Genomic DNA, 12,053 nt, shown 5'->3' with positions numbered 1-12,053 from the left:
AGGGTGGGCAAAGACGCGCAAGGTCGTGCCCACAGACAGACTAACCCCGGCGCACTTGCATATGGTGGGCACGCTTCGCTTTGCCCACCCGACGAGATGCCGCGAGACGTGACATCACCGCCCCTTCGTCGGGATCTTGTTATACGGCACATCCTTGTCGACGCGGATATCGCCCGGCAACCCCAGCACGCGCTCGGCGATGATGTTGCGCAGGATCTCGTCGGTGCCGCCGGCGATGCGCATCGAGGGCGAGGACAGCAACATCTGCTGGAACTGGCCCTGCACCGTCTCCTCGTCGTTGCCCGTGAGAACACCCGCCGCGCCCTGCAGGTCCATCGCGTAGGTCGCGATGTCCTGCAGCATCATGCCCGACACCAGCTTGCCGATCGAGTTCTCCGGCCCCGGCCGCTCGCCCTTCGACAGCGCCGAGATCGTGCGGTAGCTGGTGTATTTCAGCCCGCTCGACTTCGCCGCCCAGCTCGCAAGCTTCGAGCGCACGGCGGGATCGTCGATGGCCGGGCCATGCTCCAGCATCAGGTTCGAGCAGAACTCGAACATCTCAGGCACGCCGGTCGCAAGCCGCGCACCAATCGACATGCGCTCGTTCATCAGCGTGGTCAGCGACACGCTCCAGCCTTCGCCGACGGCGCCGAGACGCTGGCTGTCCGGAATGACGACGTCGGTGAAATAGACCTCGTTGAACTCCTGCATGTCGTTGGCCTGCTTGATCGGCCGCACCTCGACGCCGGGGCTCTTCATGTCCAGGAAGAACATGGTGAGGCCCTTGTGCTTGGGCACGTTCGGATCAGTGCGCGCGATCAGAAGACCATAATCGGAATAATGCGCGCCCGAGGTCCAGATCTTCTGGCCGTTGACGACCCAATCGTCGCCCTTCCTCTCCGCGCGCGTACGCAGGCCTGCGACGTCGGAGCCGGCAGACGGCTCTGAGAACAGCTGGCACCAGATCTCCTCGCCCGAGGCGAGCTTCGGCAAATAGCGGCGCTTTGCGTCCTCGCTGCCGAACGCCATCACGGTCGGGCCGCACATGCCCTCGCCAATCTGGAACGGCTGCGTCAGCTTGCCGTAGACGCCTTCTTCCTGCTGCCAGATCACGCGCTCGATTGGCGTAGCGCCGCGGCCGCCATACTCTTTCGGCCAGTGCAGGCAGGCCCAGTTGCCCTCGAACTTCTTCTTCTGCCAGGCCTTGCCGACATCGACGATGTCGTGCTTGGCAAGGCGAATGCGGCCGAGCGAAGACTTTGACAGCTCGCCATGCAGCTCCTTCGGCGCGTTGGCTTCGATCCATTTGCGCGCGGTGTCGCGGAATGCGGCTTCCTGCGGCGTGTCGTCGAAATTCATGGCGGACCTCTACCCTCTACCCTTGGTCGGGATCTTGTTGAACGGCACGTCCTTGTCGACACGGATATCGCCGGGCAGGCCCAGCACCCGCTCGGCGATGATGTTGCGCATGATCTCGTCGGTGCCGCCTTCGACGCGGGTGCCCGGCGCGCGCAGCAGCATGGCCTGGAAACGGCCGGCAAGTTCGGCATCCTCGCCGCTGACGACGCCGGCGGCGCCCTGCAGGTCGAGCGCGTAGGTCGCGACATCCTGGATCATCGAGCCCGCCACCAGCTTGCCGATGGAATTCTCCGGCCCCGGGCGCTCGCCTCTCGACAACGCGGAGATCGCGCGCATGCTGGTGTAGTTCAGCCCGCTCGCCTTCACCGCCCAGTTCGCGAGCTTCGAGCGCACCGCGCGATTCTCGATCGCCGGGCCGTCGTCAAGCATCAGGCTGGAGCAATATTCGAACAGCTCCGGGAAGCCGGTCGAGACAGCCGCGCCGATCGCGCTGCGCTCGTTCATCAGCGTGGTCAGCGAGACGTTCCAGCCGTCGCCGACCTCGCCGAGGCGCTGATGGTCGGGAATGCGGACGTTCGTGAAATAGACCTCGTTGAAGTCGCACGCACCGCTCGCCTGCTTGATCGGCCGCACCTCGACGCCGGGGCTCTTCATGTCCAGGAAGAACATGGTGAGGCCCTTGTGCTTGGGCACGGTCGGATCGGTGCGGGTGAGCAAGATGCCGTAGTCGGAATAATGCGCGCCCGAGGTCCAGATCTTCTGGCCGTTGATGATCCAGTCGTCGCCGTCCTTCTCGGCGCGCGTGCGCAAGCCCGCGACATCCGAGCCGCCGGCGGGTTCGGAGAACAGCTGGCACCAGATCTTTTCGCCGGAGGCGAGCGGCGGCAGATAGGTGCGCTTATGCTCCTCGCGTGCGAACGCCATCATGGTCGGCCCGCACATCCCGTGACCGATGATGAACATGCGTGACAGCTGGCCGAACGGCCCCTCTTCCTGCTGCCAGATCACGCGCTCGATCGGCGAGGCGCCGCGGCCGCCATACTCCTTCGGCCAGTGCAGGCAGGCCCAGCCGGCGTCAGCCTTCTTCTTCTGCCAGGCCTTCGCGACGTCCAGAACGTTGGCGTCCCTGAGCACGGTGCGGCCGAGCGAGGATTTGCGCAGCTGTTCCTCGTATTGCCTGGGCGCATTGGCGCTGATCCAGGCGCGCGCGGTGGCGCGGAATTCGGCTTCCTGCGGGGTGTCGTCGAAGTTCATGACGTTTCCCCTCCCTTACGCCGCGTTCTTCTTGCGCATCCGGTCGATCAGCTGGTCCTCCCAATAGGACAGGCTGCCGAGCCCGAGCGCCATGGCGTTGGCGCGGCGGTAATACATGTGGCAGTCGAACTCCCAGGTGAAACCCATGCCGCCGTGAACCTGGATGTTGTTCTTGGCGCAGTGCTGGAACGCCTGCGTCGCGCTGATGCGGGCGGCGGCTGCCGCTTCCGGCAATTCAGCCGCATTGGTCGAGAGCGCCCAGGCACCGTAGTAGCTGTTGGAGCGTGCCAGCGTCGCCGACACATACATGTCGGCCAGCATGTGCTTGACCGCCTGGAACGAGCCGATCTGACGGCCGAAGGCGATGCGGTCGAGCGCGTAATCGCGGCCCATCTCCAGCGCGCGGTCGGAGCCGCCGACCTGCTCGAATGCACACAACACCGCAGCGCGGTCGAGCACCTGGGTCAGGATGCTCCAGCCTTCACCGGCAGCGCCGAGCGGCTCGGCCTTGCAGTCTTTGAAGGTGAGCTCAGCCTGCCCGCGGGTCGGATCGAGATTGGTGAGGTTTTTGACCTCGACGCCGCCGGCCTTGAGATCGACCAGGAACAGCGAGATGTCGTTCTCGCGCCCGCTCGATCCCGTGCGTGCGGCGACCACCGCGAAATCGGCGATGCCGCCATCGGCGACCGGCTTCTTCACGCCGTTGAGCACACCACTCGCAGCCGTCAGCTTGACGTTCTTCGGCGACGGATTGCCCGTGCCCTCGAACAGCGCCAACGTGCCGATCGCCTCGCCCGCGGCGATCGTCGGCAGCCATTTCTTCTTCTGCGCGTCGCTGCCCGCGATCAGCAGCGCTTCGGCGGCAAGATAGACGGTCGAGGAAAACGGCACCGGCGCATTGGCCCGGCCCATCTCCTCGGCGATCACACAGAGCTCGAGATGACCGGCGCCGGCGCCGCCGAACTCTTCCGGGATCGCGACGCCGAGAAAGCCCATCTCGGCGAGGCCCTTCCACAGCTCCTTGTCGTAGGGCGCCTTGCCGTCGAGTACGACGCGCACCGCCTTGGGCGAGCATTTTTCCGCGAGGAATTTGCGCGCCTGGTCGCGGAGCTGCTTCTGGTCGTCGGAGAAATCGAAGTTCATGGCGGGCTACCTCTTATTCAGTATCGTTGAAACCGTCATTCCGGGGCGCGACGAAGTCGCGAGCCCGCAATTTATTCCACCGCGTCAATGCGGCCCGAGGGATTCCGGGTTCGCGTTGCGCCCTGGGAATGACGAGGTGACAGATTTGTGCATTCATCGCAGCACGATCACATCTTCATCCGGCTTGTCGGCATAGAGCCGCTCCACCAGCGCCGCGCGGCGCTCGAGACCGGCGCGCTGGTTGATGTAGCCCTTGTCGGTGAGCTCGTTGCCGTCGATCGACGGCGGATCGACCATCAGCATCGCGCGTGCGATGACGCGGCTGCTGGCGCCCTCGCACTCTTTGTTGTGGGCCTCCAGCCCCCGCCTGAAGCAGGCGAGCACGTCCGGGTGCTTCACCGCATCCGCAAAGCTCAAATCGGGATTGCCGACGAGCTGGCGGCAGGCGTGCAGGTTCGGCCAGGCAAGCAGGCCGATGAAGGCACGATCCTGGCCCGCGACCAGCGCATCATGCACGACGGGTGTCGCCGCCGCGATCGCGTCGGTGCGGAGCGAGCCGACATGGACGAAGGTGCCGGTGGTGAGCTTGAAGTCCTCGACCACACGGCCGGCGAAGATGATGCCCTTTACCGGATCGGCATCATCGACGAAGACGCCGGCATCTCCGATGCAATAAAAGCCTTCCTCGTCGAACATCTTCCTGGTCAGCTCCGGCTGACCGAAATAGCCGGGCGTGACGTTGACGCCGCGCAGGCGCAGCTCGTATTTCGAGCCGCACGGCACCATCTTCAGTTCGACGCCGGGGAACGGCAGGCCGATCAGGCCGACGCGCTCGGTGTCCCAATAGGTGCCGGTCGATGTCGGCGCGGTCTCGGTCGAGCCCCAGCCGGTGTAGAACACGATGCGCTCGCCGGTTGTCTTCACCGCCAGCGCCTGCATGCGCTCGTAGAGATCGTCCGGCAGGCGCGCACCGCCATAGGCCATGATCGACAGGTTCTTGAAGAACGAGCGGCAGAGCGCGTCGTCCTTCTCCATCGCGGCCGCAAGCGCGGCATAGCCGGCGGGAACGTTGGCGTAATAGGTCGGCGAGATCTCGCGCAGGTTTCGCAGCGTCTCCTCGAACTGGCCCGGCATCGGGCGGCCGTCGTCGATATAGAGCGTGCCGCCGTCGACCAGGACGGGATGGAAAGCCGCGTTGCCGCCCATGGTGTGGTTCCACGGCATCCAGTCCAGCATGGTTGAGATCGGACCGTCAGGCGTGCGCGGCCGCACCTGCATCATCATCGCCGCATTCGCGCACATCATCTCCTGTGTGTTGATGACGGCCTTGGGCATGCCGGTCGAGCCTGACGTGAACAGCAGCTTGCCGACGGTCTGCGGCGTGATTTTTGCGATCGACGTCTCGACATCGGCGGTGACGGGCGTTGCCGCGAGCTCGGCAAAGCTGACGCTCTTGATGCCCTCGCAGCGCCGCAAGACGTGCACGACGGTGGCACCGGTGAGGTCGAGCGCTTTCAGCGCCTTCTCGAAGGTCGGCCCGTCCTGCACCATCACCACGGCCGGCTTGATCAGGTCGAACAGGTACTTCAGCTTGACGTGATCGTGGCTCATCAGCGAGTAGGCTGGCGACACAGGAGCTGCGGGCGAACGCGCCTGCATCGCCGCCTGCGTCATCAGCGCGTGCTCGATCGAGTTGCCGGAGAGGATCGCGACCGGGCGCCCTTCGAGCTTGAGGTTGAGCAGGCCTTGCGTGAGCGCGTCCACGGTGCGCTTGGCTTCGCCATAGGAGACTTTTCGCCATTCGCGGTTCGGGCCACCGCGCTGGGCGAGCCAGATGCGCTCGGGGTGTTCCTTCGCCCATTTCGCCAGCGAGGCCGGGATGTGCGTCTCGTAAGCTTGCAGCGGAATGCGCGACTTGAGCACCACCGTGCCGTCGGCGCGGCGCTCGACGTCGATGTCGCGCTTGAGCCACTCGACCTTGCGAAAGGCGGGCTTCCTCATCACCGCCGCCGCGCTCCCACTCATTTTGCGTCTCCCGGAATTATTGTCCTTTGCGGATCTTCGTCGTTCAGCGCCTGATATAGACAGGCTTTCGCTTCTCAAGGAAGGCCCTGATGCCTTCCGAAAATTCCTCGGAGCGACTGCACAGAACCTGATTGCGGTCCTCCATCGCGATCGCAGCTTCCAGCGAACCAGCATCGACGCTCATGTTGAGACATTCCTTGGACAGACGCAGCCCGACCGGCGAGGCGGTCACCATCGCATCGACATAAGGCTCGGCCGCATCATCGAGCCTGTCCTCGTCGACAACTTCCGAGACCAGCCCGACCGCGAGCGCGCGCTCGGCGCCGATGAAGCGTCCGGTGAGGATCAATTCGGACGCCACGGAGACGCCGACGAGACGCGGCAGAAAATAGCTGGTGCCGATGTCGCAGCCGCCGAGCCCAAGCTTGATGAAGGCGCAGTTCATCCGCGCCGACCTCGCGGCGATGCGGATGTCGGACGCGAGCGCCAGCGCAAAACCGCCGCCGGCCGCCGCGCCCTGCACCAGCGCCAGGATCGGCTGTGGGCAACGCCGCATCAGCATCACGATGTCGGCGATGCGCCGCTGCGAGTCCAAGGACTCCGTGACGCCGGGCGGCTCCTGCTGCCCGGCGCGGCGCGCCATCGCCGCCTTCAGATCCAGGCCCGCGCAGAAGCTTTTGCCGGCGCCCTTCAGCACCACCACGCGCGTGTCGCGGTTGCGCTGGAGAGTTTCAAAATAGCTGTTGAGCGCGTCGATCAGCGCCGGATCAAGCGCGTTGAGGTGTTCGGGCCGGTTCAGCGTCACCCGGTCGACAGCGTCATGATGCTCGATCAGCAGCGGTTGGGACATGGGGCCTCGCACTTGCCGCGGGTCGCGGCGCTGCGCCCTTTCCCCTCGTGGGAGAGGGCATGTAAATCGCTAGCCGCATACTCGCTTGGGTGAGGGGTCTGTCTCCGCGGATGCAAACCCCCTCATCCGGCGCTTCGCGCCACCTTCTCCCACAAGGGGAGAAGAAAGAAAGTACCTACCGCGGCGCCATGCGGATCGCGCCGTCGAGACGGATGGTCTCGCCGTTCAGCATCGGGTTCTCGACGATGTGCACCGCGAGCATGCCGTATTCGGCGGCATCGCCGAGACGCGAAGGATGCGGCACCTGGGCGCCGAGGCTCTTGCGGGCCTCCTCGTTGAGCCCCATCAGCAGCGGCGTGAAGAACAGGCCGGGCGCGATGGTGTTGACACGGATCTTCTGGCTGGCGAGGTCGCGCGCGGCCGGCAGGGTCAGGCCGACGACGCCGCCCTTCGACGCCGAATAGGCGATCTGGCCGATCTGGCCCTCGTAAGCGGCAACCGACGCCGTGTTGATGATGACGCCGCGCTCCTCGCCAACCGGCTCGATGGTGACGAGGCGTTCGGCGAACAGCCGCAGGCAGTTGAAAGTGCCGATCAGGTTGACGTTGATGATGCGCGCGAATTTTTCGAGCGGGTAGACGCCGTCGCGGCCGACGATGCGCTGCGAGCCGCCGATGCCGGCGCAGTTCATCAGCACACGCGCGACGCCGTGCGCGGCCTCTGCTTTCGCGATCGCCGCCTTGATCTGCTCCTCGCTGGTGACGTCGGCATGCAACGCGACCCCGTTCACTTCGGCTGCGACCTTCTCGGCGTTTTCCCTGCTCTGGTCGATCACGCCGATCCTGGCGCCCTTGGCGGCCATCGCGCGGGCGGTCGCGGCGCCAAGGCCCGAACCACCGCCGGTGATGAGAACGGCTACGTCTTTCAACTGCATCGCTTGTACCTTTCCTTGGGACGTTTCTTCTCTAGACTTGTGAAGTGTTGGCCGGACTATCCGGCAGCGGCAGCTTCCGCGGCTTGCGTGAGGATGCCGCCGCAGATCAGCGTTTCCATGTGCTTGATGTATCGCCGGCAGACTTCGTCGGTGACCGGGCCGACGCCGGTCGCGCGGGACATCGCGTGCCGGCCGAAGAACAGATGATCGCAGGCGCCGATCAGGCTGGTGTAGAACAGCACCGGATCGGTGGCACGGAATTCGCCACGGCTGATGCCTTCTGCAAGCAAGCGGCGATGGAAATCCAGGAGAGGCGCGACGAAGAATTTTGAGACTTCGTCCGCGGAGTCGGCGCTGGTTTCGTGCAGAAGATAATGGATCAGCCGGTTCATGTAGGGGAACCGGTGATAGGCGCGGATGATGCCGCCGATATGCAGCTTCAGCTTCGCCGTCGAGGTGATCGGCTGCGCCAAGAGATATTCGAGATTGGACATCTCGGTCGCAGCATCCCGCGCCAGCAGCGCCAGCAGCAGGCCGTCCTTGTTGCCGAAGTGATATTTGACCAGCGCGGCATTGGCGCCGGACTTCTGCGCAATGTCGGAGAGCGAGATCTCGATCGAGGAGCGTTCGATCATCAGCTCGCTGGCGGCCAGGAGCAATTTCTCTGCCGTGGAATTTTTTCCGCCGGGGAGCCTGTTCGGTACGCTGGTAGCCACGGAGATCCCTGTTTTGGCCGCGTGAAGCGGGTCGCAGATAACCGCAAGCAGCGCCTCATCACAAGAGTTAATTGATCGATTGACTAAATGATCTCGTACCCGTTTAATCCGCCCCCGACAATCAAACCACCAGAACAAATCCAGGGAGAAAACCGACATGGCCGAGGCTTACATCGTCGCCGCCGCGCGCACCGCCGGCGGGCGCAAGGGGGGCCGCCTCGCCGGCTGGCATCCAGCCGATCTCGCCGCAAAGGTGCTGGACGAGCTGGTCGACCGTACCAATGTTGATCCCGCCTTGGTCGAGGACGTCATCATGGGCTGCGTGATGCAGGTCGGTGAGCAGTCCAACAACGTCGCGCGCAACGCGGTGATGGCCTCGAAACTGCCGGAGAGCGTGCCGGGCACCTCGATCGACCGCCAGTGCGGCTCCTCGCAGCAGGCGCTGCACTTCGCGGCGCAGGCCGTGATGTCCGGCACGATGGACATCGTGATCGCCGCCGGCGTGGAATCGATGACGCGCGTGCCGATGGGCCTGTCCTCGCAGCTTCCGGCCAAGAACGGCTTTGGCACCTACAAGAGCCCCGGCATCGAGGCAAAATATCCCAACATCGTGTTCAGCCAGTTCACCGGCGCGGAGATGATGGCGGAGCGGTATGGCCTCTCCAAGGACCAGCTCGACGAATACTCCTTCGGCAGCCATCAGCGCGCGATTGCGGCGACGCAAGCCGGTCACTTCAAGAAGGAGATCGTGCCGCTCGAGATCACTCGCGCCGACGGCAGCAAGGACACCCACCACATCGACGAAGGCATCCGCTTCGACGCCACGATCGAAGGGATCAAGGGCGTCAAGCTGATCGCCGAGAACGGCAAGCTGACGGCGGCCAGCGCCAGCCAGATCTGCGACGGCGCCTCAGGCGTCATGGTGGTGAACGAGAAGGGCCTGAAGCAGCTCGGCGTCAAGCCGCTCGCCCGCATCCATCACATGACCATGATGGGCGGCGATCCCGTGATCATGCTCGATGCTCCCCTGCACGCCACCAAGCGTGCGCTGGAGAAGGCCGGCATGAAGGTCGGCGACATCGACCTGTTCGAGGTCAACGAGGCCTTCGCCTCCGTGCCGACCGCGTGGCTCAAGACCACGGGCGCCGATCCGGAGCGTCTCAACGTCAACGGCGGCGCCATCGCGCTCGGCCATCCGCTCGGTGGCTCCGGCACCAAGCTGATGACCACGCTGGTCCACGCCCTGCACCAGCGCGGCAAGCGCTACGGCCTGCAGACCATGTGCGAAGGCGGCGGCATGGCGAATGTGACGATCGTGGAGCGGCTGTAGGTTTCTGCCACACAGATGGTGTCGTCCCGGACCAGCGCGCCTCAAGCGCGCGCCGCTCCGGGACCTCTAACCACGGGACTCCGTGGTTCTGCCGCGCTGGAGCTCCATCCCGTCTCAACAATCAAGGCCTGTGGTTATGGATCCCGGCCTTCGCCGGGATGACACCTTACTTGTTGCGAGACCAACGTTCATGACTCATCCGTCTGTCTACGCGAAGACCACGCCCGACAAGATCGCCTACCGGATGGCGGGCACAGGCAAGGCGATCACCTATCGCGAACTCGACGAGCTCTCGAACCAGGGCGCGCATCTGTTCCGCTCGCTTGGCCTCAAGGCCGGCGATCACATCGCGCTGTTGATGGAGAACCGTCTCGCCTTCATGGAGCTCTGCTGGGCGGCACAGCGTAGCGGGCTCTATTACACCGCTATCAGCCGTTACCTGAAGCAGGACGAGATCGGCTACATCATCGGCGATTGCGGGGCCAAGGTCGTCATCACCACGCCGAAATGCGCAGACCAGATCAAGGCCCTGATCAAGGGCACGCCGAGCGAACCGATCTTCTACATGATGGACGAGCCGCTGCCCGGCTTCCGCTCCTACGACAAGGAAGCCGCCGCGCAGCCGACCACGCCGATCGCGGACGAGGTCGCCGGCTACGACATGCTGTATTCGTCCGGCACTACCGGCCGGCCCAAGGGCATCAAGAAGGCGTTCGAGGGGAACAGGATCGACGTGCCGAACGCGTTCCTGCGCGTGCTCTGCGCCGACATGTGCGGCATGAATGAGGAGAGCACGTATCTGTCACCGGCGCCGCTCTATCATGCCGCTCCCCTGCGCTTCAACATGATGGCGATCGTGCTCGGTGGCACCTCCATCATCATGGAGCATTTCGACGCCGAGGAATTCCTGGAGCTCGTCGAGAAGTATGAGGTGACACAGTCACAGCTGGTGCCGACCATGTTTGTGCGCATGCTGAAGCTGCCGGACGAGATTCGCACCAAGTACGACGTCTCCACGCTCAAGGGCGCGATCCACGCCGCCGCGCCCTGCCCCGTCGAGGTGAAAGCAAAGATGATCGAATGGTGGGGCCCGATCCTGATCGAGTACTACGCCGGCTCGGAAGGCAACGGCGTCACGGTCTGCAACTCCAGGGAATGGCTGGAGCATCGCGGCAGCGTCGGCCGCGCCGTGGTCGGCAAGATCAAGATTTTGGACGAGAACGACGAGGAGCAGCCGGTTGGCGAGATCGGTACCGTCTATTTCGCCGACGCGCCCGCCTTCACCTATCACAACGATCCCGAGAAGACGAAGAAGGCCTACAACGCCAGGGGCTGGTCGACGCTCGGCGACGTCGGCTATCTCGACAAGGACGGCTTCCTCTTCCTCACCGATCGCAAGTCCTACATGATCATCTCGGGCGGGGTGAACATCTACCCGCAGGAGACCGAGGACGTGCTCATCACCCACCCCGAAGTCGCCGACGTCGCGGTGTTCGGCGTACCGAACGAGGAGATGGGCGAGGAGGTGAAGGCGGTGGTGCAGCCGCACGACATGACGCGCGCCGGCAAGGAACTCGAGGCTGAGCTGATCGCCTATTGCAAGACGCGGCTTTCGGCAATCAAATGCCCGCGCTCGATCGACTTCGAAGCCGAGCTGCCGCGCACGCCGACAGGCAAGCTGGTGAAGCGGCATCTGCGGGACAGGTATTGGCCGAAGACCGCAGCGAAGATGTAGCGAACTCCTTCTTACCGTCCCCTGGAGGGTAAGCGAACCCTCAATCAAACAAGCTCGGCGTGTGGTTCACCAGCGCGCCTTCGATCTCGAGCATCTTCAGCTTCGTCACCACGCCGCCATTCGCCGAGAAACCGCCGGGCTTGTTGCCGGCCGCGAGCACGCGATGGCAGGGCACGACGATCGGGCACGGGTTGCGGCCGAGCGCCTGGCCGACGTCGCGCGACAGCTGGACGCCGCCGAGCTGCCTGGCGATGTCGCCATAGGTGATGGTCTTGCCGGGCGGAATGGCGCGGGCGATCTCGTAGACGCCGCGGTTGAACTCGGGCACGCCATCGAGGTCGAGCGCGATGTCGGTGAGATCGTCGCGCTCACCTGCGAGCAGTCTTGTCATGCGGTCGATCGCCTGCTGTACCTCAGGCGTCGGCTCGGCTTCAGTCGCCTCGGCATGGCGCTGGCTGATGCGGGTGCGGATCTTGTCTTCGCCACCCATCGGCAATTGCGTGCCGTTGATGCCGCGAGGGCCCCAGGCGATGGCGCAGAGGCCGATCCGGGTGTCGAACAGGGCAAAGTGCTGGTCGGTCATGGGATGGTTCCTGAGCTTGCGTCCTTGTCGCATGCCCCCAATGTGATCTCCGCCCAAATCTAGGCTTGGAAATAGTTGCGATCCACCCGGTTTCCGGGAATCTTGCACAGGAGTTCCTCCTCCC

The 12,053-nt window shown here is 64.4% G+C and carries 10 protein-coding genes; 2 read left to right on the top strand and 8 right to left on the bottom strand.

The window, feature by feature from the left end; translation table 11 throughout:
• Positions 1-114 precede the first annotated feature (114 nt).
• From ACRQ5Q_RS04365 to ACRQ5Q_RS04335, 7 genes are all read right to left on the bottom strand, one after another.
• Positions 115-1,359: an acyl-CoA dehydrogenase gene (locus tag ACRQ5Q_RS04365; RefSeq protein WP_439396196.1), complete on the bottom strand. Its 1,245-nt coding sequence runs from the start codon at positions 1,357-1,359 to the stop codon at positions 115-117.
• 9 nt (positions 1,360-1,368) lie between these two features.
• Positions 1,369-2,613 carry an acyl-CoA dehydrogenase gene (locus ACRQ5Q_RS04360; protein ID WP_439373015.1) on the bottom strand — a complete coding sequence of 415 codons (1,245 nt, stop codon included), beginning with the start codon at positions 2,611-2,613 and terminating at the stop codon, positions 1,369-1,371.
• A 15-nt stretch (positions 2,614-2,628) separates the two neighbouring features.
• Positions 2,629-3,756 (bottom strand): acyl-CoA dehydrogenase family protein, encoded by a 1,128-nt coding sequence (locus ACRQ5Q_RS04355; RefSeq protein WP_439396194.1) that lies wholly within the window; start codon positions 3,754-3,756, stop codon positions 2,629-2,631.
• A gap of 153 nt (positions 3,757-3,909) precedes the next feature.
• Positions 3,910-5,781 (bottom strand): AMP-binding protein, encoded by a 1,872-nt coding sequence (locus ACRQ5Q_RS04350; protein ID WP_439373013.1) that lies wholly within the window; start codon positions 5,779-5,781, stop codon positions 3,910-3,912.
• Between the two features lie 43 nt (positions 5,782-5,824).
• The gene (locus ACRQ5Q_RS04345; RefSeq protein WP_439373012.1) at positions 5,825-6,631 is read right to left on the bottom strand and encodes an enoyl-CoA hydratase/isomerase family protein; all 807 of its coding nucleotides are present in this window, start codon (positions 6,629-6,631) and stop codon (positions 5,825-5,827) included.
• Positions 6,632-6,806: 175 nt separating this feature from the next.
• Entirely contained in the window at positions 6,807-7,565 is a 759-nt protein-coding gene (locus ACRQ5Q_RS04340; protein ID WP_439373011.1) for an SDR family NAD(P)-dependent oxidoreductase, read from the bottom strand.
• A 56-nt stretch (positions 7,566-7,621) separates the two neighbouring features.
• Positions 7,622-8,281, bottom strand: a complete 660-nt coding sequence (locus ACRQ5Q_RS04335) for a TetR family transcriptional regulator (RefSeq protein WP_439396192.1) — start codon at positions 8,279-8,281, stop codon at positions 7,622-7,624.
• 157 nt (positions 8,282-8,438) lie between these two features.
• Between ACRQ5Q_RS04335 and ACRQ5Q_RS04330 the strand changes: the two genes are divergently transcribed.
• A complete protein-coding gene (locus ACRQ5Q_RS04330) occupies positions 8,439-9,611 on the top strand; it encodes an acetyl-CoA C-acetyltransferase (protein WP_439373009.1) in 1,173 nt (390 codons plus the stop codon).
• 190 nt (positions 9,612-9,801) lie between these two features.
• Positions 9,802-11,346, top strand: a complete 1,545-nt coding sequence (locus ACRQ5Q_RS04325; RefSeq protein WP_439373008.1) for an acyl-CoA synthetase — start codon at positions 9,802-9,804, stop codon at positions 11,344-11,346.
• Positions 11,347-11,386: 40 nt separating this feature from the next.
• Here the strand turns inward: ACRQ5Q_RS04325 and ACRQ5Q_RS04320 are convergent, their stop codons facing one another.
• Complete coding sequence (locus ACRQ5Q_RS04320; protein ID WP_439373007.1) at positions 11,387-11,929, bottom strand: methylated-DNA--[protein]-cysteine S-methyltransferase; 543 nt, start codon at positions 11,927-11,929, stop codon at positions 11,387-11,389.
• Positions 11,930-12,053 lie beyond the last annotated feature (124 nt).

The organism is Bradyrhizobium sp. PMVTL-01, from assembly GCF_051861855.1.
Classification (GTDB): domain Bacteria; phylum Pseudomonadota; class Alphaproteobacteria; order Rhizobiales; family Xanthobacteraceae; genus Bradyrhizobium.
Note: the sequence above shows the minus strand (reverse complement) of the source record. Positions and strands in the feature narration are given on the sequence as shown.